Origin of the sequence: Microcoleus sp. N3A4 (assembly GCF_036701805.1) — a bacterium.
Lineage (GTDB): Bacteria > Cyanobacteriota > Cyanobacteriia > Cyanobacteriales > Microcoleaceae > Microcoleus.
Window position 1 is genome coordinate 29,819 of the sequence record NZ_JAUBRJ010000055.1, and the last position, 24,100, is coordinate 53,918.

Sequence of the window (24,100 nt, forward strand, 5' to 3'; positions counted from 1 at the left end):
AAAAAGCTATGTTTGGGAAGTTAGCGCCTCATCAAATATTACCAACTTCCGCCAACTCAGCAGCACCAACAGAATCTTCCTCTTCCCCTTTATCCCCTTCATCAACCGCAACAGTTAACTTCAATCCCAGAGCCTTCAGCCAACTTGCCAAAGCATAAATTGTCGCACTTCCTTCTCGCGACAACAAAACATCTAATTTTTCCAAATGCAATTTAGCATCTTCAGCAGACATATTTGGTTCGCCCAGAGCCTCAAATACATCTCGAAGTGCTTTTCGCATGATTCCTAATTCCAAATCTCCTGCTTCTTCCTCAAGTATCTCTGTGAGATAGCCAGCAGAATATGCCGGATCTTTGAGATTTGAAATTTTATAGGGGTGATAAGGTAAGCTCTTAGGCATTGTCATTCTCTTAACTCCTGATAATCTGTCCAGTATGTTTTAGCCTTGCGGATATCTTGCTCTTGAGTGCTTTTATCCCCGCCTATCAATAAAAGTACAATTGTTTCTTCTACTTGTCCAAAATAGACCCGATAGCCGGGGCCGTAATTTATCCTCAACTCATAGACACCTTCTCCGACTGCTCGATAATCTCCGAAATTTCCAGTCCCAACTCGATCTAGTCGCCGGTCAATCTTAAATTTTGCCTTGAGATCCCGCAGGGAGTCTAACCACTCCGAGAAAGGAACTTTGCCGTCTGGCGTGCTGTAACGCTGAATATCTCTGGGTTCTACTTCCATAAGGTCGATCGTACTTGCACCCTCATCTTAATACGGGCGATCGCCCCCAATCAAACATTACCAACCTCCACCAACTCAACATCACTAACAGAACCTGACTCTTCCCCTGCATCAACCGCAACTGTTAACTTCAATCCCAGAGCATTCAGCCAATTAGCCAAAGCATAAATTGTCGCACTTCCATTCTGCGACAGCAAAACATCTAATTTTTTCAGGTGCAATGATGCCTCTTCATCTGACATATTTGCCTCTCTAAGAGCCTCAAATACATTGTTAAATGCGAGTTCCAGCAAACCAGGTTCAGGCTCTTCGTCTTCCCAATGCGCTGTTAGATAAGCCGCAGCGTGCATTTTATCCTTGAGGGCTTCAATCAGATAATCCTGATAACTATCGCTCGTTGGCATTTTGGCGTTCTCCATATTCTTTCCAATACTCATACGCTTTGCGGATATCTTGTTCTTGAGTGCTTTTATCTCCACCGCAAAGGAGAAGCACTATTGTTGACCCAACTTGCCCGAAGTACACGCGATACCCAGGCCCAAAGTCAATTTTCAATTCGCAGACTCCTTCCCCAACAGACTTGCTGTTTCCTAAATTCCCCAAGCGAACTCGGTCAAGCCTTTGCTCAATTTTAACTACCGCATTCAAATCCCGCAGGGAACTAAGCCACTCTGCAAAAGGATTTTTACCGTCTGGGGTAATATAACGCCTAATTTCCCTCGGTTGTACTTCCATAAGGTCGATCGTACTTGCACCCTCATCTTAATACGGGCGATCGCCCCCCATCAAACATTACCAACCTCCGCCAACTCAACATCACTAACAGAACTTTCCTCTTCCCCTTCATCCCCTTCATCAACCGCAACCGTTAACTTCAATCCCAACGCCTTCAGCCAATTACCCAAAGCATAAATTGTCGCGCTTCCATTCTGCGACAACAAAACATCTAATTTTTCCAGATGCAATGAGGCCTCCTTATCAGACATAATTGGTTCGCCCAGAGCCTCAAATACATCTCGAAGCGATTTTCGCATTATTCCCATCTCTAAATCGCCTTCTTCCTCTTCTTCAAAGATCAGTGAGAGGTAAGCAGCAGCATAATTTGGGTCTTTGAAATTGGAAATTTTAAAAGAATGATAACTATCACTCGTCGGCACTTTGGCGTCTTTCATAATCTCTCCAGTATTCCTGAGCTTTAACAATGTCTTGGTCTTGAGTGCTTTTATCTCCACCGCACAGGATAAGCACAATCGTAGCTCCCGCTTGTCCAAAGTAGATTCGGTAGCCCGGGCCATAGTCAATCCTTAATTCCCAAACTCCTGCGCCAACTGAGCGATAGTCTCCTAAGTTGCCACCGCTAACCCGCTGAAGCCTTTTATCAATCCTAATTTTAGCGTTAACATCCCGCAGGGTTGTAAACCATTCTGCAAAGGGAACTGTGCCATTTTGTCTGATATAACGCTGAATTTCACGCTTGTTGTACTTCCATAAGGTCGATCGTACTTGCACCCCGATCTTAATACGGGCGATCGCCCCCTATCAAAGCTTCTTCACTTGGGCCAACTCAAAATCACCGATCGAAAGGAACTCTGCCGTCAGGCGTGGTGTAACGCTCAATTTCACGCTTGTTGCACTTCCATAATCTTGATTTTAGCGACGATCGCCCTCCCATCTTAAAGCCGCGCCCGATCGCCCCTTGACTCCATGCGCTACAATTATTAAGAAATCTTTAGTTAGATCCGTTTAACGTTCCAGACGCATTATGAGTCTTCCCATTCGCAACGTCGCCATCATTGCTCACGTCGATCACGGCAAAACCACCCTTGTGGACGCTCTCCTCAGACAGTCCGGGATCTTCCGCGAAGGGGAAGAAATCCCAGATTGCGTCATGGACTCCAACGACATCGAGCGCGAACGCGGCATTACCATCCTTTCCAAAAACACCGCCGTCAGGTACGGAGAAACCCTGATCAACATCGTCGATACCCCCGGACACGCGGACTTCGGCGGGGAAGTCGAACGAGTTCTCGGCATGGTTGACGGCTGTCTGCTGATCGTAGACGCCAACGAAGGCCCGATGCCGCAAACCCGCTTCGTGCTCAAAAAAGCCCTAGAAAAAGGACTGCGCCCGATCGTCTTTGTGAATAAGATCGATCGCGAGCGGGCAGACCCCCACAAAGCCGTCGATAAAGTTTTGGATCTGTTCCTCGAACTAGGTGCTGACGACGATCAGTGCGAATTTCCCTATCTCTTCGGTTCCGGCTTAAGCGGTTACGCCAAAAAACACCTCGAAGACGAAGGGGTAGATATGAAGCCCCTCTTTGAAGAAATCCTCGACCACGTACCGCCCCCCGTAGGCGACCCCAACAAGCCACTGCAACTGCAAGTAACCACCTTAGATTACTCAGAATACGTCGGTCGCATCGTCATCGGCCGCATCCACAACGGCACGATTAGAATCGGTCAACAAGCAGTCTTAATCACAGAAAGCGGCGCGCTTGTCAAATCAAAAATTACCAAATTGATGGGCTTTGAAGGCCTGAAGCGGATTGATATCCCAGAATCTTCTGCTGGTAATATTGTCGCCGTTGCCGGTTTTGCTGATGCGTATATTGGCGAGACAATTACCTGCCCCAACGACCCGCAAGCGCTGCCTTTAATCAAGGTTGACGAACCGACTTTGCAGATGACTTTCTCTGTGAACGATTCGCCGTTCTGCGGTCAAGAAGGTAGTTTGGTAACATCGCGACAAATTCGCGATCGGCTAATGCGAGAACTCCAAACCAACGTCGCCTTGCGCGTCGAAGAAACCGACTCTCCCGACAAATTCCTCGTATCCGGCCGCGGCGAACTCCACCTCGGCATCCTAATCGAAAATATGCGTCGCGAAGGATACGAATTCCAAGTATCCCAGCCGCAAGTAATCTACCGCGAAGTCGGCGGTCGTCCCTGCGAACCCTTTGAATGTTTGGTGTTAGACGTACCCGAAGAAGCAGTCGGCGGCTGCATCGAACGCCTCGGTCAGCGGAAAGCAGAAATGCAAGATATGCACGTCAGCAGCACCGGTCGCACCCAAATCGAATTTTCAGTCCCCGCTCGCGGTTTGATTGGATTCCGAGGCGAGTTTATGCGCTTGACTCGCGGCGCTGGAATTATGAACCACAGCTTCCTCGACTATCGCCCCCTCGGTGGAGAAATTATCGCCCGTCGCAACGGAGTATTGATTTCCTTTGAAGAAGGAGTTGCAACTACTTATTCACTGAAAAATGCTGAAGACCGCGGCGTATTTTTCATTACCCCCGGAACCAAGGTTTACAGAGGGATGATTATCGGAGAAAACAACCGAGATGAAGACATGGAGCTGAATATTTGCAAGTCGAAGCAGTTGACAAACCACCGCGCATCTGGCGGTGAAGAATTGGCGCAATTGCAAGCGCCAGTCGATATGAGTTTGGAGCGCGCTTTGGAGTACATCGGTCAGGATGAATTGGTGGAGGTAACACCGAAATCAATTCGCTTGCGGAAGGTTTCTAAGAAGTTGGTGAAACGCTAAAACAAATTAAGGGCTGGTAATTTGGCCAGCCCTTATTGTCAACTTCAAACTACTCTCTTTAAAGGCAATATTAATCATTTTAAATAACCGAATAATTATGATGAAAATCTGAACTTGAGAAGCAATTAAGGAATGAAAATTTAATAACTTAAGCGATTGGCTCGTTACCAGGCTCTGCCTGGTAATGCAGATCCGGAGGCTCTGCCTCTCTTTACCCCTGAGCTTCTGGAGAGAGAGAAGTATGGCAGATGTTTAATTTATTAAATTTTCGTTCCTAAGCAGATGGAATAAGGAAAACCCCGTTGAACTTAACTAAGAATTGGTTAAAGGAGCCTTCCGCTTAACCAATTTCAAGACCTAAAAATAACTAATTGGCTTTGCTTTGCAAGTACAAAGTCTTGTGGGAGAACCGCTGTATTTCTAATCGACCCTTAAATTGATCATTATCCTAACGTTTATCAATAAAAATTATGCTGAAGAGAATTTATGTAAATAATTTTAGATGCCTGGTCAATTTTGATTTGACAGTAGCTGGCTTAAATCTCTTTATGGGCTCAAATGGATCGGGCAAAACTACCGTTTTCGAGGTTTTAAGAAAACTACAGAAATTTATTTTAGGCGATCAAGCTTTCCAGCAAGATTATAAAGTATCAGATTTGTTTGCAAGCAAGGATTTAACAAGATGGCAAAAATCAAACATTCAAAAATTTGAATTAGATATTGAAGGAAATGGTGGCATTTATAAATATACCCTAGAGATCGAACATCAAGGAGACTATGCACCTCCTAGAATGCGACTAGAAAGCTTAACTTTTGACGGAAAACCTCTGTTTAAGTTCTGGGTTGATGCAGGCGATAGAGGTATGCCTGTAGGTCAAGCTAAGCTGTATAATGACGATCCCGATCGCGAAGGTCCTTTCTTGCCGTTCTTTGATTGGTCGCGTTCTGGCATTGGTTTTATTTACGAGAGGCCTGACAATCTAAAGCTTACATGGTTCAAAAAACGGATTTCTAACTTTTTTATTGTACAGATCAATCCTTTTATAATGGAATCAGAAAGCCTTAAGGAGGAAAGTTCACCTAACTGGGATATGTCAAATTATGCAGCTTGGTACAGCTATTTATCTCAAGAATCTCAAGGTAAAATCCTTAAATTAACGCTGGAATTACAAAAGATTATCCAAGGATTTGATTCATTTCAAAATTCTAAATCCGGTGATGTTAGGATTTTATCAGCATCTTTTACACGTCCCAGCAAGGCTGCTTATAGGCTTAATGAATTATCACATGGTCAAAAAGCTTTAATTGCTCTATACACCTTAATATATTGTTCTGCTGATGATAATTTTACTTTGTGTATTGATGAACCAGAAAATTTTCTGGCTTTACCGGAAATACAACCTTGGTTGCGTAGGGTGATGGACTATTGTCTTGAAAATGAAGCACAAGCAATGTTAATTTCTCATCACCCCTCATTAATTAATTACTTAGCAAGCAATTCAGGTCATTGGTTTGAACGAAGAGATAATGAAGCTGTCCGCGTGCGGCCAATTACTGATACTGAAGAAGAAGGTTTATCAGTTGCTAAGCTTATAGAACTTGGATGGATTTATGACGACGAGTAGAGATGATTTATCAGAAGTAACTATTCTCTGTGAAGATATTGACCAAGAGCGATTTATCAGACAATATCTAATCTGCCGGGGCTTGGAAGATCACAAAATTAAAGACTATGGCAATCCTAAAGGGAGATTAATTGAGAATAACAATGCTTTGATAGTCAAGGATTATCCAGCTCTTATTAAAAGTTCTAGAAGCCGTAAGTACAGAAATATTGCTGTAGTGGTGATGATTGATGCTGATGAAGATAGCTTGGACGATCGAAAGCGTTCTTTAAATATAGCATTAGACGAAACAGCAGGTAATTTAAACAAAGATCCGCGACTGCCTGACGAGAAAGTTGCTATTTTTGTACCAGCCCGAAATATTGAAACGTGGTTTTATTATATTAATAGCTATAGGTCAGGTCAGGAATGCAATGAAAGTACAGATTATAAAGATAAAACAATGACTGCGAAAGAGAGGATTCAACTAGCTAAAAAATCGGCAAAAATATTGGCTTTAGAAATATGTCCTCAAGGAGTCGATCGCATTCCTTTGACTTCTCTCCGTTATGCGTGTAAGGAGTTGCAACGGCTAAAGTTGTAAAGAATTAGTCAGTTGATTTGACCCTAGTATACGATCGCGCACTGAACAAAGTCACACAATATGTTTTAATAAAAAATTGAGCAAAATCTAAACAAAGCCAGCCATGAGTCCTAAATCCATAGCCGTAATCAACTTCAAAGGCGGAGTCGGAAAGACCACCGTCACTTGGAGTCTGGGCAATATTATATCCCAAGGAACAGACTTAGAAGTCTTGATGTTAGACTTAGATCCGCAAATGTCGCTCACAGAGGCGATCGGACTTAACGAAAATACAGGTCATTTAGATGACAAGTTTGGTAAGTGGTACGAACAATCTCTCAAGCACAGACTCACAATTTACGACGCTCTAGAAGTCTTTAAAAAAGCCGGACAGAACTTTAAATTTCCCGTTGGCTTCGACACCATTTATCAGATTGACGAACAGTTGCATTTTGTCCCTTCAGTTGAAGAATTGTATTGGTTGGATATCGATGGATTTGAGGGCAAAAGTGTTAAAGACTTCATCCGCAGATTCATCGGCAAAATCGCCAACTCTGCGAATCTCCCCAAATATGACTTGATGCTTTTTGACTGTTCGCCTTCCTTCAGCCTCCTCACCTACAGCGTACTCTCTTGCTGCGACTTAATATTAATTCCCGTCAATCCCGATTATTTTGGTTCTAGGGGATTGAGTCTAGTTTTAAACTCGCTCCAGAAACGGATTGAGCCTTATCCGTTTCCCAAGATAGCAGTGTTTATGAATAAAGCTAAAACCTATGGAGGATTGCTGACAAATGAAGTTCAGTTTTACATGAGAGAAGTCAAGAGACTTTGCGCTGAGATATCAAAAGACAATAATATAGAAGTTAGATTTTTAGAATCTACGATTAGGGAAAGCGTCGGGCTAAAACGGGCAATTAATGAGGGAGAACTGCCGCGAGAATTAGTTAGAGAATTTGAAAAACTATGGCGCGAGTGTGAGGAGTATCTGAAATGATTAAAAAAGAAATTTCGGCTGCTTCCGAACAAGAAAGCGGGGGGTTAGTTGAGGAAATTGGCGAACTTAAGGAAATCTTGCGGGACGTTTCTCGAAAATTAACCAGGCTTGAAACTCAAGTCAAGCGGGGAGGGCTTTCGGCTGCGTCAAAAACTTCGGATATTTCCACTGGTGCTGATGTTAATAAACCTGCTAATTTATCGGCTAGAAATGTTCTAGAAGTTTATGAAGAACTGCGTTTACAAGCTAAGAATGGTAATGAAGAAGAGGTGAGGCAAAAATTGTTGGCAATGAGTGCAACTGACTTGAACTTGATGTGTTGCGAGTTAGGGATGCCGCCCAGCAGCAAGAATCCGTCCCGAAAAAAAATGTTCGAGCTAATTATTGGCAGAATTAAACAGAGTTTGAGGCTGTCGAGACATATCGACAGACAAACACTTTGAATCGGGCATTGCGAATTGGGCATTGGTAATAGCTTGGAGTTAGAATTTGCCATCTCCCCGCAGCACTTTAAGAAGTCGGCGATATGAGGGCTGAATACTGTGAAAATTTGAAAGTAAGGAGATGATATTGACAAAATGCTTTTGAATAAATTATTGCGACTTAGTTCGATCGCCCTCATCGCCCTAACACTCTTAATTAGCTGCTTTTTGAACCTTCACAGCCCTCCCACAACCGCAGCCCAAAAACCGAAGATACTAGCGTTTACCGCCCTTCAGAGGCGCGGCAGCGAGGTAAAAAACAGTTTATTTGCCGTCAATACTAGCAGTTCCGCCCGCCGCGAACTTGCACCAAACATAGATGTTAGTCCTACCCTAGTTTGGTCGCCCAACGGGCAGCGACTGGCTTTCGTGAGTGGAGACACCGACATTTATACAGTCAACGCTGACGGTTCCCGACTAACTAAACAGTTTGCTGGGGATGCTTGCAAAGCAGCTAATTTTGAAATAGCTTGGTTTTCCAACAGCCAGAAACTTGTTTTTGTGCGTTCCTGTGACGGTTTTACCTCTGATACTCCTGGCAGTCAATCACTTTATACAAGCGACAATTCTGGCATTCAAGGAACTAAATTAGTTCGGAATTTAGAAGTAGGAGGAGAACCGCCTAAAACGGAAATTTCATCGGAATTTTACCTGGCGCCGGACGGCCAGCAGGTAGCATTTGTCAAGGATAAAAATATTTACAAAATGAATGCCGACGGTTCGGAAATGACCAAAATAACTAAAATTACTGGCGAGTATCTTTCCGGCGGAAGTCAACTTGTTTGGTCGCCCGATCGCACAAAAATTGCTTTCTTGTTCGGCACGTATCCCCAACAGGAAATATATACAATTAATGCGGACGGAAGCAACCTCAAAAATTTGACTGACAATCCGCAAAATCAGGTTTACAACGTCAAACTATTTTGGTCGCCCGACAGCAGCCGCATTGCTTACTACTACAATAAACCGGGCGATTTTGGCGGCAAAATGCAGGATATTTACGCGATCGACATTAAGCGGGGGACAGCCCAGAACCTCACGCAAAAACCCAGAAACTACGACGAACTTTCATGGTCGCCGGATGGCAAACTTATTGCCTTCGTCGCAGGAGACTTCAACTATCAAAAACTATATACAATCAATGCTGACGGGAACCAGCTAAATCAACTAGCTACCCGGCTAAAACCGTCGGGAATTTCAGAATTAGCTTGGTCTACTGACAGCCAGCAAATTGCTTTTATATTTAATGAAATCCAAGGAGACAAAAGCAACTTGTATGTAATTAATCGGGACGGTTCGGGATTGACTAAACTGACAAAAGACAAGGACTTAAATGCTAGCAGTCCGGTCTGGCAGCCGCAGTAAAGTTCGCGTTAATTAATAGAGTCGTGGATACAAAAAGCAAAGGAGGAGGACACGGCAATGCCGTTTTCCTACCCCAAAAAAATCGTAGCACGGGCAAGGAATCGCCCCCGATCGCGAGAGATGTAACTATCGCCTGATTAATTAATTGTAGTCCAAGGGCACGGCGCCGTGTCCTGACTGTGGGTAATATTAATTCCCATGCCACCGGATTTAATATTCTGCATCCAAGACTGTCAAATTGGGGAAGATGCAATAATTTTTTTCTCCTTTAATTGCTGGTGAACTTGCAATTCATTTGACTCAAGTTCCTCGTGTTTTTCATCCTGCACCTGTTTGTCAATTTTGGGCAACTTTAAAATCGCCCCAGCCAAAACCCAATAATACACGGACACTGGATCTACATCCAGCGGATAGTATTGAGGATTGATCGTAATAAATCCCACAAACACCCAAAAACTAGCTCCGTAACTCCGCAAACTTTTGTCTTTCACAGAACGGTAAGCTCTAAAAGCTAGAAAAGCTAAGTGTAAAACCATGAGTTGAAAAGCAATCATTCCGGGATAACCTAGTTCGTACATCAACTTAGGTTGGAAAGTTTCAATTAGTTGCGGGTTGCCAAATATCCGCGTTGAATTAGTCGCTCGTCCCACACCTCTACCGAAAGGTCTGTCAATGATAAAATTGTTGCTCTGCTCGAACTGATTAAAAAGAAACTGCTGGGGCGGTGCAGCATTCCAGCGGCTAACAAAACTCTCCCACCGCTGCTCGATAATTCCCGGGTTAATTGCTGCACCGACAAACAGCAGAATCGCCAGTCCTGCACCGATGGGAATAAATCGTTTTAAATTAACTAATTGACCGGTGAGAACTAGCAAGATTGCCGTGGCAACTGGAACCATAACTAAAGCAGCTCTTTGACCGGAAATAACTGCATTGGCAAATACTAATGCCATGCCAAATAAACCGATAACTCGCCACCAGAATGAAGGGTCGCAAAAGGCAGAGGCAAAGGTTAGAAAAGCATTAGAAATTAAAAACCACGCCCACTGCCAAGGCGCTACAAAAGTTCCCGGTAAGCGGATAAACTTAACTTCTGGACTGAATACTAGAGAACCGCCAACAAAACATCTAGCTTGCAGTGTTGCTTTATATAATTCTTCTCCGGTCATTCCTCGGGTACCCGCGCATCTTCCACTTTGCAGCAACAGGTACTGAATCAAACCGAGAAGGCAGCAAACGATCGCCAAAATTAGGTGCATTCGACTAAAAAATACCAAATCCTTCTTAGTGCGGAGCAGATAATAGGTGCAAGCAATCAGCGGTATGTAACCTATCAATACTTTTAAGCCGAGAATTCCTTGGAGAATGGGTTTTTCGCCCTTCATAGGGTTGAGCTGCATTTCCCCGTTGACAAAAATTAAAGTCAGCATTGCCATCATCAACAGGATGCTGAAGGTAGAAAGCATTTGTTTGGGAATAAACAAAGGTAACTGTTTCTTTTTGCAGCTTTGAATTAGGGCGATGAGAGCTGGTATGTAGAAAGCATCTTTGGCTACTTGAAATGCAGCATTCCCGCCGCCAATTGCGTAAGTAATTGTACCGCTGAAAGGCAGGTAAATTAGAAAAGCCCACAAAGCTTGACGGGGGTATTTGTAGGAAAGCAGCAAGATGGCTACGGCTGCGCCTCCTGCAATAGCAATCTTAGCGCGGGCTACGAACAACAGCGGGATGCTGATAGCAGCGCTGACTAAGCAGCTTATGGCGATCGCCTGCACCAATTCATTGCGCTTTTCTGAAGTTTTGCGTTTTTGTGCGGCTAGTTCTTTTTTGCTGAGCGCTGTTGTTTTTTCGCTGTGCTTGCGTTTGGATTTCTTTGATTTGCGCTTGGTTTTCAACATAAATTATAAAAGGCACTTATGTAGAAGGCTAAAGGCTAGATATGTATAAGGCTAGATATGTAAAAGGTAGAATTCAGAATGAATAGAAGCAAAAATATTTCGACAGATGCGGTGACTTATTCTTCAAGTCAAGAGCGAGAAAAAAACTCGATCGAGGTTGTGGGTGGGACGCGGGAACAAATTACACTCACGACCTTGTAGAATATAACGGCTGCACCTATAATATACAAATCTCGAAAAAATAATTTTAATCGAGCGGTGAAACTGAATGTCAGGAACTCAGGGCTAAAGCCACTGAGCTTGTAAGAAATTACAAGCTGTTCTGACCAGACCCCTCTCAGGAGGAGACGTTATTCAGGTCACGACACCGGAGAATGCGACGCCAGTTTTCCGCTCTGTCATCTGCAATTAAACAGTTTTAAAGTCACTGAAACAGTGTTGCAGGTCTAACAAGCCTTTATAACCAGGTCGAGGCGAACATTACCCCGCAAGGGAGACTGAGGCAACCATACCTCATCGGAGGGGCAACCATACCCCTCCAACCCGAAAGGGGAAAGATTCAAGGCGATTGAAATCGCCGAGTCGTTTTCCTCTCAGGACTGAAGTCGCTGAGTTTCCCACTTACCCAGTTTTTTTATGAAATTAACAAAATTTGTATCGATCGGCTTAGCCCTTTTTTTAGGAGCAAGCGCGAGCATATTATCTAGCAGCAGTACAGCATTAGCGGCCGAAAAAGTTGTCCTCACATTTGGCCCGATCAGACAAACCATCAATATCACCGACTTAGAAGACTTTGCTAAAGACGGCACGACGACCCCAACCCTCCAACAAATTATCCGGTTTTCCAAAATGGACGCGCAAATATTGCGGGGGTTCATTGGTCTAGAAATCGGTTTAAAGCCTGCTAATCTGGCCAGGGTAGTTTACAGCACCCCGGGAGAGAAAATTACTGACGAAATCGGTCAAGCAATTCGGACTCAGCGCCGCACAGAAAGCGGCAAAGCTCTGCGGGCGGCGATGATGCTGGCGGCCGGGGATGACGGTAAGGTATCGCTGCTGGAAATCCTGAAAAAGTATCCTCTAGCGGAGGTTTACGTAGATGTTGCCAGCATTAGCGCGGCTGTTGGGAAAGTTCAGAGTTTAGCCGGAAATATGCAAAGCCTGCTTCAAGATGTGATGCGATCGACAAGTCGCACAACTGAAACAACTCGCACCGAAAGTCCGATCGAACCTCGGCGCAGCGTTCCGCCAACAACTCCGCCTCCAGCGCGCCGCCCCCCCGCACCCTTGCCAGCAACCGCACCGCAGCCTGTAATGCCGGTCAGAGGGCTTTGGTAAGAAAATCATAAATGTGTCCTAAATGCGGGTTGAAGCGGCTGTTGTGGCATTCAGCAGACAATTTTGAGACAAAACCCGCCCCCGCCCTACCGCTATCCCAACCGCCAAGACGGTTAGGACTATTGTGAAAACTCCGAAAGCAATCAATTTTTCTTTAGCAATTTTTTGAGCAACTTCGGAACCTCCGAAGGCCGAGCCGCCACAGGTATGCCCGCCTCTTCAAAAGCAGCCATTTTGTTTTGGGCCGTAACTCCAAAGGCTTTCTGGGCTGCGGCCCGAGAACTGATCAGGATGCCGGCGTGGCCCAAAGACGGCCCCTTGGGAGCGTAGCGGCCGGCCAGATAAGCAACCACCGGTTTGTCGATCGCCGAGGCGATGTAAGAAGCAGCAGCTTGTTCGCTCCACCCGTCAACTTCCCCCACCAAAACCATCGCTTCGGTACTGTCGTCTTCGTCCAAAATTTGCAGCCACTGCATAAAAGAAGAACCGACAATCGCGTCGCAGCCAATACAAACCGCCATCGACTGTCCCAACCCAGCCTCAGTCAGTTCTAGGGCAACTTCGTAAGTCAAAGTGCTGCTGCGGCTGATCACCCCCACCCGGCCGGGAGTGTAGAATTCCTTGGGGTGAGTTCCCAGCAGCAATTTGTCGGGGACAATAATCCCCGGACTGTTGGGCCCGATTACCAAAGTTTCGGTAGCTTCTGCTTTTCTGACTAAGTGCACCATATCCAGAGGAGGCACTCCCCCAGTGACGATCGCGATTTGCCGAATTCCTCCGGCGATCGCTTCTAGAGCCGCATCCAGCACCGAGTAAGCGTCTACCAAAATTACCGCAGTGTCAACGTGACCCACTGCCGCCACTGCTTGTTCTACCAAATCAAAAATCGGAATTCCCTCCAAATCCAGCCCCCCCCGACCGGGACTGACACCGGCGACCACATTCGTGCCGTATGCTTTCATCATCAGGGCGGCGCGGGTTGACGCGGGAGATTCTGTAATGCCCTGTACTAGGACTTTGCTTTCAGGAGTTAAATTCATTTTTTCCCACTTGACACTCGATCTTTAAAAAGCAGAAGGCCTTCATCTGTGCATAATAAGTCTTGTCTTTTGCCGATCGACTGCCGCTACTTGGCTGACGATACAGAGGCGGCCGCAGCCTCATCCAAAGTGCTTGCTAGCTGCACCGGCAACTGTCCCAAACGCTTTTTAACAGCATCATCATCGATCTCTACCAAGCGCAGCACAACTTGGATGTGGCGGTTGGCGCGAGCTTTCCGTTCCAAATACCCGGCTACTGCGGCTGCGATTTCCTCGCTTTTGGAGGCGCTGCCCAAAATATTGACAAGTATTACCTTAACGCTTTTATCCTGAGCGGCTAACTCCAGACCCAACTCCGCGCGATCGCGCAGGGCATTTTCTGCATCGTAGCGGTCTAGGGAACCCATATTCACAAAATTAGCTGGTTTTCCTCCTTGGTGGGTTACAGCATCCAGAGTTGCCATTGTCAGGCCGACTCCGTTGCACAAAATCCCGATATTCCCGTCTAGTTCGATTAATTGCAGGGATTCGGAATTCGAGATTGGGGATTGAGATTTAGGGTCAAACTCCGGCGGCGATTGCTGCACCTTCGAGTTGAAATTGGGGCGATCGCCTGGAACGTGGGGAATTCTCCTTTCCCCTACCAAGCCGCTGCTTTGCCTGTTACCGGAGAGTGCGGCCAAGTCTGGATGCCGCCCCAAGGCCTCGTTGTTAGCGCTAACTTTACCGTCTAAAGCCATTACCTCTCCCATCGGACTGATGCCGAGAGGATTGATTTCTACTAAATCTAAATCTTTTTCGACAAACAGCCGGTACATTTTCTCGACAATGGTGCTCACGGATTGAATCAAGTCTCCCTGCAATCCCATTTTCAGCGTGAGACGCCTCGCGTAGAATGGGGAAAATTCCTGGTCTACGGCAACTTGCTGCATTTGCTCGATCGACCCTTCGACATCCATACCTCCTTGTCTCGAACCCAGAAGCACCGGGCGGCGCGCTACGGGGTCTAGGAGTACCGCTAAGTACAATTCTCGATCGGCGTTGTACTTTGCTTCTGCCAGCAGGACTTGGGGATATTCACCCTCGATCGGCAAATTAAAAATTGTTTGAGCGGCTGCTACTGCATCGATCGTATTTTCCACAAACTTGATACCGCCCGCCCGGCCCCGTCCACCAGCCCGCACTTGGGACTTGAGTACAACGGGGTAGGGAATTTTCAGTCCTTTGAGGTCGGCAAGATTGTCAATCCGCTGGGACGGCAAAACCGGAATTGCCATCTGGCGAAATAAAGATTTAGCTTGGTACTCTAACAAATCCATTATCTATTACGGGTGACGGGTAGTTGGCAACAAGCAATTCGTCCTAATTGGCAATTCATAATTAATAAATAGTAATTGGTTTTTTGTCAAGTTAAAAGTTAAAAATTCTCGCTTTTATCTTTTAATTTTCGACTTTTGTATTGCCGATTACTTATTCGCTATTACCGCTCGCCGATTACCTATTACCTAAGCTGTTTCAAAGTATTTTTTTCTCGGAATTGCCAAATTTTACTGGTAGCTCTGGCGGGACATAGTTGGCGAGCGTTGGTGGTTGTTTTGTCTTCGGAAATCTTCCGACTTTGGGCAATACTGTGCCGAGATATTTCTGCTAATTGTTTACTTGATGCTACTAGCAGCGCCTTGATGGACGGTTTTGATCCATTTGAGCCGCTTGGGCCGCACCGCAATCCGAGCCGTCACAGTCCCTACCAGCAGCCAGTGGAACATATACACAGTACCCCGCAGCGTTTGCAGCAAGGTGACAAAAACTCTTTTAACGTCAAATTTGGTCTCTTTGCGAGTGCGGCGCAAACCGACAAACATTCCCACCACCGACAAAGTAAGGGTCATAAAAGTTAGGGGACTGGCGATCGGCATCCGGCGCAGCGCAATTGACATCAAACAGTCCGGCAGCGCTACTGTAGGCAAGAGATATTGAGATACCCAAAATCCAAATAAATCCCAAGTTTTCCCAGTTCCCATGCGGTTGCGTAAAATTAGCCGCCAGTAGTCAAGATAACGCTGATAGCCGCCTTCTGCCCAGCGATTGCGCTGATGCCAAAGGGCGCGAGCGTTAGTGACTCCTTCTTCTGAGACGGCTGGGAAAGCGAGAAATTCAATGTCCCATCGGTCTAGGTGCAGCCGCACCGTCAAATCCAGGTCGTCGGTAATCGTTTCCTCATTCCAGCCGCCGCAGCTTTCCAAGGCGGTGCGACGCATGAATTGGCCGTTACCGCGCAATTCTCCAATGCCGCCGATCGCAATCCGCTGCTGCTGGAAAAAACTGTCGAGAGCCATTTCTGCTTCTTGGCCGCGAGTCCACAAATTTACCGAAGCATTGGCGATGGCTTTTCTGACTTGCACAGCCCCTACCTGTTCTCGATCGAACACCGGCAGCACCAAGCGCAACAAGTCTGGCGTTACCGTCGCGTCGGCGTCAAATATTCCCACAAATTCCCCGCGAGTCAGCGGCAACACTTGATTCAGGGCTCCCGACTTGCCGCCGCTGGCACTTGCTCCTCTGCGAAATACTTTGAGCTGGGGGTACTGTTTGGTTAGCTGTTCCAATACGAGCGGCGTGCCGTCGCTGCTGTGATCGTCGATCGCCCAAACTTCGTAGCGGTCGATCGGATAATCTAAATTGCAGATTGATTCTACGAATCGGGCAATCACCGCTTCCTCGTTTTTCGCCGCCACCAGCAGCGACACGTAGGGCCACTCCTCTCGATTTTCATCCGCAAGAGGTGGCAGTGCGGGCTTGGGCGAAGCAAACAAAACTCGAAATGCTTGCATCCACAGCAGTCCCGTCAACCCCCACACTACCCACGCACCCCAAGAAATCAAGTGCAGGGCGATCGTGCCGCCCCAAATCGCAGTCAGCAGTGCGGCAGCTTTTCCCCGGCGTCCCCGGTACAGATTTTGAGCAAAAGAGGGAGATCCCGGCACAGACACCCCAACCGGGAGCTTTGCTTTTGTTTCCGCGTCAAACACCCTGTCGGCAATGTCTGGTATAGCAAATACTTTGCCCACCTTCGAGTTCGAGGTCAAACTCTTGAGCTCTTCTTGAGCTAAATCAGAGATGTCCAAGTTAAGCTCGCTGCGAGCGTCGTTTTCTGGCCAAGAACTCTGCTGCATAGGTTACTTGATTCAACCACCAATAGTTTTTGATTTTAGAGATAAGTATTTACTGTACCAGTTTCTGGCCTTTTGTCGAAAGCAGATGGGAGGACAAGCAGCGGGCTCGCTGCTTGTACAACCCGGGTAAACGGGTACTGGATAAAGTATTTGGGATGACCTTTGCTTGCGATCGACCAGGAATATCTGCTAGTTTTTTCAGGGGATCTCAACTATCTATTAGTAATAATTGTCTGAGGTGGAAATATGTCTATTCCTCAACTCAAGCCAGCCGACGACAAAGAAGTGAAAGTCTACGCGCCTTTCTGTCAAGAGCCCAGGCGCAAGTTTTTGCCGCACGCTATTGGCCTCTACAAGCTCAAAAGCTTGGAGGGGGCCAGAAAAATTGACGGCGGCGACGATGTGCCGTTTGTCGCTAGTTGGAATATCTCGTCGCTGCCGATCGATTTAACCCGCTGTCGGGTGTTGTTTGACGGCAATGCTGAACTCAGCTACGAAGTGACTATGCAAAGCTCTGAGTTTGTCAGTTGCTTAATTGAGGTACTCCTAACTTTTCAGCGGACTCGTACCGTCGATTTTTCTAAAACGTTTTACCGGAAGCTGATGCGTATGGATGAGTAACTTTCACCGCACCCGCCCTGCCGAAAGTTCGCAATTGACAATCAAGCAATTTAATCCGGGGCCCCCGGATTGATTCGTGGCTCGATAAAAAAGCTCCGAATCCCGATCGCCAGCCCCTGGATTTATCAGTGGGGTCGCTTTCTTCAATCTAAAATCTAAAATCTAAAATCTAAAATCGATTGACGGGCGCCATAACTGGCGTACCAATAGTGTAAGGCGATCGGGACGGCGACATTACATGATTGGTGCGCCAGTCCTATTTGAGAAGCCCAATAGTAACTGAGTTCTTGACATTATTTTCAAGAATCCCTTTGGGCGCGAACACTTATCCCCACCGCTTGCAGCAAATCTACAGCAGTTTTCCGTTGAGCGCGATACAGATTTCGCCTAGGGATTCAGACAAAGCCTGAGTCCCTACCTGTATTTCATTCCATCGAAAACTGCTGTATTGGTTGTGGAACCAGCGCACAAGCCTATTTCCGACATTATTTGTGCAAGCGAGTGCGATCGCGCAATCCGATTTCGTTCAACTTTTGCGGCTCGGTAGCTGAGAGGAAAGGGCTGTATATCCGCCCAACGAAACTCAATCTACAGCCCTTGAACTGCGATCGGGCTGGCATCGCAATCAGCCTTTGGGCAGCCGAAATGCCAGCCCACGCCACAAGACAATTTATATGTTTAGAAGCTAGCAGCCCGCTCCTAAACAGCTTATCCCTTGCAGTGCAAGATATCAGTTTGAACGAGGGCGATCGCACTAATAATTAATAACTAATAATACATATAGCGGTTCGAGCGAAAGATTCGCGGACGTTGTTGGGCCCCGGCCCAATAAGTTTGGGTGGTTATGTAAGCTGTCAGTCATACCTCATCTTTTTGAGAAAGGCTATATCCATTTTCAATTCTCTGCAAAACTGATGAGGATACAGACCGCGCTGTCTCCCTACCGAATACCTGTATAGCAATCCTAAATGATTTGCTTGCATTATACGCGAGCTTTCTGGCTCGCACTGCAAGGATTCTGGTCTCGATCGATTTTGCGACTGATGCGAGGATTGCTGTATTCGATCGAGATATAGCCTTTCTCAAAAAGATGAGGTATGACTGACAGCTTACATAACCACCCAGACGCTTGAGGGCCGGGGCCCAACAACGTCCGCGAATCTTTCTGAGAACCGCTATAACACAACACAAAACTGCCGTCAATTTCCCTGGCAAGGCTTTGGCAGGCATAAAATCGCTCACTTCTACCGTGTTATTTTTATTTTTTATGGCTCGGTAGCCATGTCTAAATTCTGCAATGAAAGTTGCAAATTTTTGTCACAACAAAAACAATTTCTAAGGAAATCATGGTCTATGAATAGTTGTCGAAAAGTGCTGGTAAAAAATATATTAAAAACCTGATTTTTGAAAATAAAATGTAAAAAAACTGCGAAAAAAAGGGTTGCCAACAGGTGAATAAAAGTTTCAAGCAAAAAATCTATCTGCCCAAAAGCGGCAAAATCGAGTATAATTGTATTGCGAAATTGAGTCGCAAGGCAGAAATACTGTTGAATAAACTAAAATTATTGAAATAGACAGGTGCAAATTGAGGAGTGAAGGCGTACCCAAATTGACTAAATATTTGCTGATCGGTTCCACAAAAGCTTACAGCGGCAAGTCCGCGATCGCCCTGGGGATGGCACTCGGACTCCGGGCAAAAGGACTCGCCGTCGCCTACGGCAAACCTCTGGGAACCTGTTTTAGCTCCGATCGAGCTGGTGGCTCCGAGGAGGACGTGCGGTTCGCGGTAGAGACGCTCAAACTTTCAGAAAGCCAGGTACCGTCAACCCTCTTGTCTTTGGACGAAGAGACGGTTCACAAGCGTTTGCGGGGAGAAGACAAGACAGATTACCGCCTGTCTCTGGCGCAATATTTGCAAGTCCCCACCGGAGACTTGGTGCTGTTAGAAGGCCCAGCTAATTTGGAGGAAGGCAGTCTGTTTGACTTGTCTTTGGCTCAAGTCGCTGAGGCAGTTGATGCCTCTGTGCTGTTGGTAGCGCGCCCGATCGATCTTTATATAGACGATTTGCTGTCTGCTAAACAGCGTTTGGGTTCGCGCTTGGCTGGCGTGGTACTCAACGATGTTCCCTCGGACAAACTCGAATCGATAACGGCGACTGTGCGGCCTTTTCTGGAGGCACAGGGCATTCCAGTATTGGGAATGCTGCCCAGAAGCGCTTTGCTGCGGAGTGTCAGCGTCAAAGAATTGGTGCACCAATTAAAAGCTGACGTGCTCTGCCGTCGAGACCGTTTGGACTTGATGGTGGAAACCTTGACAATTGGCGCGATGAATGTTAGCTCGGCTCTGAAGTATTTCCGCAAAGCGAGAAATATGGCGGTGGTGACGGGGGGCGATCGCACGGACATTCAGCTAGCGGCTCTGGAGAGCTCGACTCAGTGCTTAATTCTGACAGGTCACTTGCCTCCTTCTCCCCTGGTGATCGGCAGGGCAGAAGAAATGGAAATTCCAGTTTTGTCTGTGGATTTGGACACCTTAACCACGGTGGAAATTATCGACAGCACATTTGGCAACGTGCGCCTGCACGAACCGATCAAGGTGGAATGCGTTACTCAGCTAATGGCAGAACACTTTGACCTTGACCGCATGATGGCATCCTTGGGGTTGGGCGATCGAGTCCATTAAGAAGGCAGCCGAAGCTCGAGGTATTCGGCAGCCGGAGCTGAGGAAAGAAGGTATTCGGCAGCTCCCAGTTATTACTTTGAAAAATAAAAAGTAAAAATTCTTAAATTCTAAATTTTTTTTGAATTATACCTTCAGCTCCGGCTGCTGAATGCTTTGAGACATTTTGCTTTCTGGCTTGCTCAAATCTCCCCATCCTCTAGTCATATCTCGTAAATCAGCAATTCTTAACTTCTTTTTGGTGGCAATTGCTAGTGAGTCTGCTAAAATCCACAACGTAGTTTTATTTAATTTAATAAATTCTTTGAGTCAATCAATAGAGTTACCCAGAGTTGATGATTTTTTACAAGAACTTGCGGCGATCCAGCAAACCAGCTCCAAGCGGATTGCTCTTTTGGGTTCTCGCCACGTTCCTATTACCCACCAGCAGCTAATTGAGATGCTGAGCTACGCCATAGTTCTGGGAGGCAATCAGCTCATCACTTCTGGCGCTACAGGCACCAATTCAGCCGCAATTCGGGGGGCAATGCGAGCAGATCCTAATCTGCTAACGGTGATTTTGCCGCAAAGCATGAGCCGCCAGCCTCGGGAGTCTCGCGACCAGCTCGAACAAGTGATACATTTGGTAGAAAATCCCAAAAATGACAGTTTGTCTCTCCCGGAAGCAAGCGCCATGTGCAATCAGGAGATTATTTCTCGCTGTCAACAACTGATCTGTTTTGCTTTTCACGAAAGCCACACTTTGCTCAAAACTTGCCAGGATGCGGAGGAACAGCGCAAGGTGGTTACTCTGTTCTATTTTGATTGAAATGCGAGGCGGATAATGCTGTTGGGATTGCCTGTGTCGGTTATTCTGCTTGATTGTATTGCGGTGGCGGCGGCGCTGGTTTATGCACCGTTTTTGGTGGTTGCCCTCGCTCGCTTGCAGCTAGGCTACGACCAAGCAGCGCCCCGCGCTATGTTTGAGAGGTTGCCTGCTTACGCTCAGCGGGCAACTTGGGCTCACCAAAATTCGTTTGAGACGTTTATGCTGTTTTCAGCGGCGGCTTTGATGGCTTTTGTGACGGGGGTAGATTCGGAGGCGGCGGGTTTGGCTGCGATCGCTTTTACGATCGCCCGGTTGTTGTTTTCGGTTTTCTATATTCTGAATGTGCCGCTGGGGCGATCGCTCATGTTTGCGATTAGTTCTTCTTGCACTGTTTCTTTATTCTATTTCAGTTTAATGGCTGTTAATGGCTAATTTTCAGTAGTCATTGGTTATTGGTTATTGGTTATTGGTTATTGGTTATTGGTTATTGGTTAGTTGTTAATGCCCAATGCCCTGTTTTGCCAATGCCCTGTTTGGCCAATGCCCAATGCCCAATGCCCAATGCCCCATTACCAATTACTAATTTATGGCTGCTAGTTATTCATTTGATATTGTCAGCGAGTTCGATCGGCAAGAATTAGTTAACGCTGTTGACCAAACTGTGCGGGAAATTCAAAGCCGGTACGACTTGAAAGATACCAAAACTACCGTGGAATTGGGCGCAGAATCCATTACTGTCAATACGGACAGCGAATTCACTCTCGATGCGATTCACACTGTTTTGCAAACTAAAGCCGCCAAGCGGAATTTATCTTTGAAAATTTTTGATTACGGCAAAGCTGAACCTGCTAGCGGCAGTCGGGTGCGCCAAGAAATCAAACTCAAAAAAGGGATTGACCAGGAAATTGCCAAAAAAATAACTAAATTAATTCGAGATGAGTTTAAAAAGATTCAAGGTTCGATTCAAGGAGATGCAGTGCGGGTTTCTGCTAAAGATAAAGATGATTTGCAGTTGGTGATTCAACGCTTGAAGCAAGAAGATTATCCAGTGGCTTTGCAGTTTACAAATTACAGGTAAATTTTTGAAAGCTAAGTATGAGATTCCCAGTTGTGCGATCGCCTCTTTGAGTGCGATAGAACTTGCCTTGCGCTTGCTGGAATTCGGAAATTTTGCTGTGTTGCAAGCTAATGCTAATGCTGACTAGATATTTGCACCAAATCAACTTGTATAGCGGTTCTCAGAAAGATTCGCGGACGTTGTTGGGCTTGGGCCCTCAAGCGTCTGGGTGGTTATGTAAGCTGTCGTCAGTCATACCTCATCTTTTTGAGAAAGGCTATATATCGCTTTGGCAATAGACTTCAGTACAATCAATTTTCTCAGCGTTCTGAACAAATCGATTCAGCTAAGCCTGAAGCTACTATCAGAATTTTGATGACAGGAGATTCGCTGCTCAATGGGAATAATACCACTGATCGGATACAAACTATTACATAATTGTTGGCAGCGCGTTTGTTGGGCATCAAAAAGCAGGTTCAGGTGCTGAATGCTTCTGCGGGCTTTTGGGGAATTGGCAATCAATTGGGATATACAGCAAATTGCAAGTTTATAGATGACAGTAGCAGCATTTAGTAAACCAGTTTTTTAGATGTTGAGGATTTATTAAATCAAGTGCGACGGCAATTAATGTATCAATCATTTTTGGGGTTGTTGGAGAAAACTTACGCAGGTCGGCGGGATTAAACTGAACTATGTAACTGTATGTAAACAGGGTCTCCTAGTGCTGCTTTCTTGGCATTTTGATACTTGACGATCGTTTACATAGTTGCGTTTTACAGCACCGACCTAGTTAAGGCCCCATTAATGGATGATAAGCTTATCTAAAGCTGTGTTTGAAGCAAACACAAAAAAAGTGATGAAAGTAATTCAGGAAATTCCTGAAACTGAACTATTTTTAATCAAAAGCCTGACTCAATTAGCACGTCAATTTCAATTTGAGCAAATTCTTGATTTAATTGAACCTTTAATGGTTCATAATTGAGATTTGAAAATTTTTGTAAAGCAAGTTGATACCTGAAAAATGATCGCAAAAAAACAGTTTTTTAACCTCTTAAATGGTCTCGGCTTAGAAATAAAAAATCCCCACTGGTGGCTTCAAGTTCTGATTATTTCCATTGTTTATCCTTTAATTTGTTGGTTTCTCCCGAATCATGAATTTTCCAGTCTTACGATTATCCCACCATATATTTCACCCGTTTGGCCCGGAACAGGATGGATGTTCGCCACTTTATTGGAGTGGGGTTATTCTCGTTGGTTAGGTATCTTTATAGGTCAATTTATTGCGACCTTAATCCTGGCCTGGTCGATGTCCCAAAGTTTATGGAATACTGCTTTCCTCAATAGTATTAGTGTAACGATTTGGAATTTATTGGCAGTATTTGTGATTCGACGGTTAACTCGCACAAAATTTCCTTTTAATGAAGTCAATCATGTAGTAATTTTTATCGCCGTTAGTTTTTTGGGAGTTAGTTTACCCAACGCTTTGATCGGGACTTGTTCATTCACTTATCAAAATTTTGTCCCTTTGTCTGACTTTATAAAAACTTTCACGGGTTGGTGGATTGGTGATAGTATAGGTATCTTACTTTTTACCCCTTTCTTGTTAATTTGTTGTTTTAAAAAACAGAAATTTTATGCCCCGCAGTCTTGGCTTAGTGGAGAATTTCTGATTATTGTTATTATTTTGGGAATAGTCATTAAATTTTCCTTATTTGAGAGTCAACCTGTACCTGTAGAATATTTACTTTTACCCCCTCTCTTATGGTCTGTTTTTCGTTTTAGTCAGAAAGTTACTACTATTTTAGTCACCGCCATTTGTAGTATGGCTTTTATCACTACGGCTTATAAAATTGGTATTTTTTATAAGGCGGCATTGGATCGTAATTCCCTTTTGTTACTACTTTTATTTGTGGGGGTACTTTCCCTTACGACGATGGTGACATCTGCGATTGTTTCGGAAAATCGTCAAGCGGCTTTGAAATTACAACAAGCTAATGCGGAATTAGAAGAAAGAGTGATTCAGCGTACTATGGCTTTGCAGGAAAGTGAGAATATTTCCCGAGAGTTGGCAGTGAAAGCAGAAACCGCCAATCAAGCCAAAAGTACATTTATTGCTAATATGAGCCATGAATTGCGATCGCCCCTCAATGCTATTCTCGGCTT

Annotated in this window: 31 protein-coding genes; 19 read left to right on the forward strand and 12 right to left on the reverse strand. The window is 45.6% G+C overall.

Translation table 11 applies throughout. The annotated features are described in order from the left end of the window. Positions 1-31: 31 nt before the first annotated feature. Genes QUA56_RS25930 through QUA56_RS25955 form a run of 6 tightly spaced genes read right to left on the reverse strand, consistent with a single transcriptional unit; the run spans position 32 to position 2,247 of the window. Positions 32-406 (reverse strand): transcriptional regulator, encoded by a 375-nt coding sequence (locus QUA56_RS25930; RefSeq protein ID WP_333363609.1) that lies wholly within the window; start codon positions 404-406, stop codon positions 32-34. After that, positions 403-738 (reverse strand): type II toxin-antitoxin system RelE/ParE family toxin, encoded by a 336-nt coding sequence (locus QUA56_RS25935; protein WP_333363611.1) that lies wholly within the window; start codon positions 736-738, stop codon positions 403-405. The genes QUA56_RS25930 and QUA56_RS25935 overlap by 4 nt, the downstream gene beginning before the upstream one ends. A 50-nt stretch (positions 739-788) precedes the next feature. Then, positions 789-1,142: a transcriptional regulator gene (locus QUA56_RS25940; RefSeq protein ID WP_333363613.1), complete on the reverse strand. Its 354-nt coding sequence runs from the start codon at positions 1,140-1,142 to the stop codon at positions 789-791. Further along, positions 1,126-1,473 (reverse strand): type II toxin-antitoxin system RelE/ParE family toxin, encoded by a 348-nt coding sequence (locus tag QUA56_RS25945; protein ID WP_333363616.1) that lies wholly within the window; start codon positions 1,471-1,473, stop codon positions 1,126-1,128. Before QUA56_RS25945 ends, QUA56_RS25940 begins: the two co-directional genes overlap by 17 nt. Before the next feature lie 50 nt (positions 1,474-1,523). Next, a complete protein-coding gene (locus QUA56_RS25950; RefSeq protein ID WP_333363618.1) occupies positions 1,524-1,910 on the reverse strand; it encodes a transcriptional regulator in 387 nt (128 codons plus the stop codon). After that, positions 1,882-2,247 (reverse strand): type II toxin-antitoxin system RelE/ParE family toxin, encoded by a 366-nt coding sequence (locus QUA56_RS25955; RefSeq protein ID WP_333363620.1) that lies wholly within the window; start codon positions 2,245-2,247, stop codon positions 1,882-1,884. Before QUA56_RS25955 ends, QUA56_RS25950 begins: the two co-directional genes overlap by 29 nt. On the opposite strand from QUA56_RS25955, the gene QUA56_RS25960 reads away from it, so the two are divergent. From QUA56_RS25960 to QUA56_RS25990, 7 genes are all read left to right on the forward strand, one after another. After that, positions 2,242-2,415: a hypothetical protein gene (locus QUA56_RS25960; protein ID WP_333363623.1), complete on the forward strand. Its 174-nt coding sequence runs from the start codon at positions 2,242-2,244 to the stop codon at positions 2,413-2,415. The genes QUA56_RS25955 and QUA56_RS25960 overlap by 6 nt on opposite strands. An 85-nt stretch (positions 2,416-2,500) precedes the next feature. Then, entirely contained in the window at positions 2,501-4,291 is a 1,791-nt protein-coding gene (gene typA, locus QUA56_RS25965; protein WP_333363624.1) for a translational GTPase TypA, read from the forward strand. Positions 4,292-4,761: 470 nt separating this feature from the next. Continuing rightward, positions 4,762-5,916, forward strand: a complete 1,155-nt coding sequence (locus tag QUA56_RS25970) for an AAA family ATPase (protein WP_333363627.1) — start codon at positions 4,762-4,764, stop codon at positions 5,914-5,916. After that, positions 5,903-6,499, forward strand: coding sequence for a hypothetical protein (locus tag QUA56_RS25975; protein WP_333363629.1), 597 nt, complete (start codon positions 5,903-5,905; stop codon positions 6,497-6,499). The genes QUA56_RS25970 and QUA56_RS25975 overlap by 14 nt, the downstream gene beginning before the upstream one ends. A gap of 103 nt (positions 6,500-6,602) precedes the next feature. After that, positions 6,603-7,475, forward strand: a complete 873-nt coding sequence (locus QUA56_RS25980; RefSeq protein ID WP_333300222.1) for a ParA family protein — start codon at positions 6,603-6,605, stop codon at positions 7,473-7,475. Beyond that, complete coding sequence (locus QUA56_RS25985; protein ID WP_333363631.1) at positions 7,472-7,918, forward strand: hypothetical protein; 447 nt, start codon at positions 7,472-7,474, stop codon at positions 7,916-7,918. Before QUA56_RS25980 ends, QUA56_RS25985 begins: the two co-directional genes overlap by 4 nt. A gap of 141 nt (positions 7,919-8,059) precedes the next feature. Then, complete coding sequence (locus QUA56_RS25990; protein WP_333363634.1) at positions 8,060-9,322, forward strand: hypothetical protein; 1,263 nt, start codon at positions 8,060-8,062, stop codon at positions 9,320-9,322. A gap of 233 nt (positions 9,323-9,555) precedes the next feature. Here QUA56_RS25990 and hpsL read toward each other — a convergent pair whose 3' ends face one another. Continuing rightward, positions 9,556-11,220, reverse strand: coding sequence for a hormogonium polysaccharide biosynthesis protein HpsL (gene hpsL, locus QUA56_RS25995; protein ID WP_333363637.1), 1,665 nt, complete (start codon positions 11,218-11,220; stop codon positions 9,556-9,558). Between the two features lie 78 nt (positions 11,221-11,298). Here hpsL and QUA56_RS26000 point away from each other — a divergent pair, with 78 nt between their 5' ends. Together QUA56_RS26000 and QUA56_RS26005 are read left to right on the forward strand one after the other, a co-directional pair. Next, a complete protein-coding gene (locus QUA56_RS26000) occupies positions 11,299-11,421 on the forward strand; it encodes a hypothetical protein (protein WP_333363639.1) in 123 nt (40 codons plus the stop codon). Between the two features lie 435 nt (positions 11,422-11,856). After that, positions 11,857-12,558, forward strand: a complete 702-nt coding sequence (locus QUA56_RS26005) for an alpha/beta hydrolase (RefSeq protein WP_333363642.1) — start codon at positions 11,857-11,859, stop codon at positions 12,556-12,558. A gap of 143 nt (positions 12,559-12,701) precedes the next feature. On the opposite strand, the gene QUA56_RS26010 is transcribed toward QUA56_RS26005, so the two are convergent. The 3 genes from QUA56_RS26010 to QUA56_RS26020 all read right to left on the reverse strand — a co-directional run bounded on the left by QUA56_RS26010 (position 12,702) and on the right by QUA56_RS26020 (position 16,771). Beyond that, complete coding sequence (locus QUA56_RS26010) at positions 12,702-13,598, reverse strand: CoA-binding protein (RefSeq protein ID WP_333363644.1); 897 nt, start codon at positions 13,596-13,598, stop codon at positions 12,702-12,704. 86 nt (positions 13,599-13,684) lie between these two features. Continuing rightward, positions 13,685-14,917, reverse strand: a complete 1,233-nt coding sequence (locus QUA56_RS26015; protein ID WP_333363648.1) for an ATP-grasp domain-containing protein — start codon at positions 14,915-14,917, stop codon at positions 13,685-13,687. Between the two features lie 336 nt (positions 14,918-15,253). After that, on the reverse strand, positions 15,254-16,771 hold the full coding sequence (locus QUA56_RS26020; protein ID WP_333363651.1) for a glycosyltransferase family 2 protein: 1,518 nt from the start codon (positions 16,769-16,771) through the stop codon (positions 15,254-15,256). Positions 16,772-17,017: 246 nt separating this feature from the next. Here QUA56_RS26020 and ebsA point away from each other — a divergent pair, with 246 nt between their 5' ends. After that, complete coding sequence (gene ebsA, locus QUA56_RS26025) at positions 17,018-17,392, forward strand: type IV pilus biogenesis protein EbsA (RefSeq protein ID WP_172192244.1); 375 nt, start codon at positions 17,018-17,020, stop codon at positions 17,390-17,392. 597 nt (positions 17,393-17,989) lie between these two features. After that, positions 17,990-18,157, forward strand: coding sequence for a hypothetical protein (locus tag QUA56_RS26030; RefSeq protein ID WP_333363653.1), 168 nt, complete (start codon positions 17,990-17,992; stop codon positions 18,155-18,157). A 217-nt stretch (positions 18,158-18,374) separates the two neighbouring features. Here QUA56_RS26030 and QUA56_RS26035 read toward each other — a convergent pair whose 3' ends face one another. Further along, positions 18,375-18,581 carry a hypothetical protein gene (locus QUA56_RS26035; RefSeq protein WP_333363656.1) on the reverse strand — a complete coding sequence of 69 codons (207 nt, stop codon included), beginning with the start codon at positions 18,579-18,581 and terminating at the stop codon, positions 18,375-18,377. 396 nt (positions 18,582-18,977) lie between these two features. Here QUA56_RS26035 and QUA56_RS26040 point away from each other — a divergent pair, with 396 nt between their 5' ends. Continuing rightward, entirely contained in the window at positions 18,978-20,075 is a 1,098-nt protein-coding gene (locus QUA56_RS26040) for a phosphotransacetylase family protein (protein WP_333363658.1), read from the forward strand. A 123-nt stretch (positions 20,076-20,198) separates the two neighbouring features. Here QUA56_RS26040 and QUA56_RS26045 read toward each other — a convergent pair whose 3' ends face one another. Beyond that, a complete protein-coding gene (locus tag QUA56_RS26045; RefSeq protein ID WP_333363661.1) occupies positions 20,199-20,348 on the reverse strand; it encodes a hypothetical protein in 150 nt (49 codons plus the stop codon). 28 nt (positions 20,349-20,376) lie between these two features. Here QUA56_RS26045 and QUA56_RS26050 point away from each other — a divergent pair, with 28 nt between their 5' ends. From QUA56_RS26050 to QUA56_RS26080, 7 genes are all read left to right on the forward strand, one after another. Beyond that, the gene (locus QUA56_RS26050; RefSeq protein ID WP_039887610.1) at positions 20,377-20,880 is read left to right on the forward strand and encodes a hypothetical protein; all 504 of its coding nucleotides are present in this window, start codon (positions 20,377-20,379) and stop codon (positions 20,878-20,880) included. A 15-nt stretch (positions 20,881-20,895) separates the two neighbouring features. Continuing rightward, a complete protein-coding gene (locus QUA56_RS26055) occupies positions 20,896-21,312 on the forward strand; it encodes an MAPEG family protein (protein WP_333363664.1) in 417 nt (138 codons plus the stop codon). A gap of 154 nt (positions 21,313-21,466) precedes the next feature. After that, positions 21,467-21,958, forward strand: coding sequence for a YajQ family cyclic di-GMP-binding protein (locus QUA56_RS26060; protein WP_333363667.1), 492 nt, complete (start codon positions 21,467-21,469; stop codon positions 21,956-21,958). 4 nt (positions 21,959-21,962) lie between these two features. Next, positions 21,963-22,085 carry a hypothetical protein gene (locus tag QUA56_RS26065; RefSeq protein WP_333363669.1) on the forward strand — a complete coding sequence of 41 codons (123 nt, stop codon included), beginning with the start codon at positions 21,963-21,965 and terminating at the stop codon, positions 22,083-22,085. Between the two features lie 293 nt (positions 22,086-22,378). Continuing rightward, entirely contained in the window at positions 22,379-22,510 is a 132-nt protein-coding gene (locus tag QUA56_RS26070) for a hypothetical protein (RefSeq protein WP_333363672.1), read from the forward strand. A gap of 235 nt (positions 22,511-22,745) precedes the next feature. Next, entirely contained in the window at positions 22,746-22,919 is a 174-nt protein-coding gene (locus tag QUA56_RS26075; protein WP_333363675.1) for a hypothetical protein, read from the forward strand. 39 nt (positions 22,920-22,958) lie between these two features. Continuing rightward, positions 22,959-24,100, forward strand: a 1,142-nt coding sequence (locus QUA56_RS26080; protein WP_333363678.1) for an MASE1 domain-containing protein, incomplete at its 3' end; no start/stop codon positions are given.

What these genes read in the sequence shown, in the direction of transcription:
- QUA56_RS26015 (WP_333363648.1), bottom strand. Translation starts at nt 14,917, where the DNA reads ATGGATTTGTTAGAGTACCAAGCTAAATCTTTATTTCGCCAGATGGCA.
- ebsA (WP_172192244.1), top strand. Translation starts at nt 17,018, where the DNA reads ATGTCTATTCCTCAACTCAAGCCAGCCGACGACAAAGAAGTGAAAGTC.
- QUA56_RS25980 (WP_333300222.1), top strand. Translation starts at nt 6,603, where the DNA reads ATGAGTCCTAAATCCATAGCCGTAATCAACTTCAAAGGCGGAGTCGGA.
- QUA56_RS26060 (WP_333363667.1), top strand. Translation starts at nt 21,467, where the DNA reads ATGGCTGCTAGTTATTCATTTGATATTGTCAGCGAGTTCGATCGGCAA.
- hpsL (WP_333363637.1), bottom strand. Translation starts at nt 11,220, where the DNA reads ATGTTGAAAACCAAGCGCAAATCAAAGAAATCCAAACGCAAGCACAGC.
- QUA56_RS26075 (WP_333363675.1), top strand. Translation starts at nt 22,746, where the DNA reads ATGATAAGCTTATCTAAAGCTGTGTTTGAAGCAAACACAAAAAAAGTG.
- typA (WP_333363624.1), top strand. Translation starts at nt 2,501, where the DNA reads ATGAGTCTTCCCATTCGCAACGTCGCCATCATTGCTCACGTCGATCAC.
- QUA56_RS25945 (WP_333363616.1), bottom strand. Translation starts at nt 1,473, where the DNA reads ATGGAAGTACAACCGAGGGAAATTAGGCGTTATATTACCCCAGACGGT.
- QUA56_RS25970 (WP_333363627.1), top strand. Translation starts at nt 4,762, where the DNA reads ATGCTGAAGAGAATTTATGTAAATAATTTTAGATGCCTGGTCAATTTT.
- QUA56_RS25935 (WP_333363611.1), bottom strand. Translation starts at nt 738, where the DNA reads ATGGAAGTAGAACCCAGAGATATTCAGCGTTACAGCACGCCAGACGGC.
- QUA56_RS25950 (WP_333363618.1), bottom strand. Translation starts at nt 1,910, where the DNA reads ATGAAAGACGCCAAAGTGCCGACGAGTGATAGTTATCATTCTTTTAAA.
- QUA56_RS25930 (WP_333363609.1), bottom strand. Translation starts at nt 406, where the DNA reads ATGACAATGCCTAAGAGCTTACCTTATCACCCCTATAAAATTTCAAAT.
- QUA56_RS26010 (WP_333363644.1), bottom strand. Translation starts at nt 13,598, where the DNA reads ATGAATTTAACTCCTGAAAGCAAAGTCCTAGTACAGGGCATTACAGAA.
- QUA56_RS25975 (WP_333363629.1), top strand. Translation starts at nt 5,903, where the DNA reads ATGACGACGAGTAGAGATGATTTATCAGAAGTAACTATTCTCTGTGAA.
- QUA56_RS26005 (WP_333363642.1), top strand. Translation starts at nt 11,857, where the DNA reads ATGAAATTAACAAAATTTGTATCGATCGGCTTAGCCCTTTTTTTAGGA.
- QUA56_RS26000 (WP_333363639.1), top strand. Translation starts at nt 11,299, where the DNA reads ATGAATAGAAGCAAAAATATTTCGACAGATGCGGTGACTTATTCTTCA.
- QUA56_RS25940 (WP_333363613.1), bottom strand. Translation starts at nt 1,142, where the DNA reads ATGCCAACGAGCGATAGTTATCAGGATTATCTGATTGAAGCCCTCAAG.
- QUA56_RS26055 (WP_333363664.1), top strand. Translation starts at nt 20,896, where the DNA reads ATGCTGTTGGGATTGCCTGTGTCGGTTATTCTGCTTGATTGTATTGCG.
- QUA56_RS26020 (WP_333363651.1), bottom strand. Translation starts at nt 16,771, where the DNA reads ATGCAGCAGAGTTCTTGGCCAGAAAACGACGCTCGCAGCGAGCTTAAC.
- QUA56_RS25985 (WP_333363631.1), top strand. Translation starts at nt 7,472, where the DNA reads ATGATTAAAAAAGAAATTTCGGCTGCTTCCGAACAAGAAAGCGGGGGG.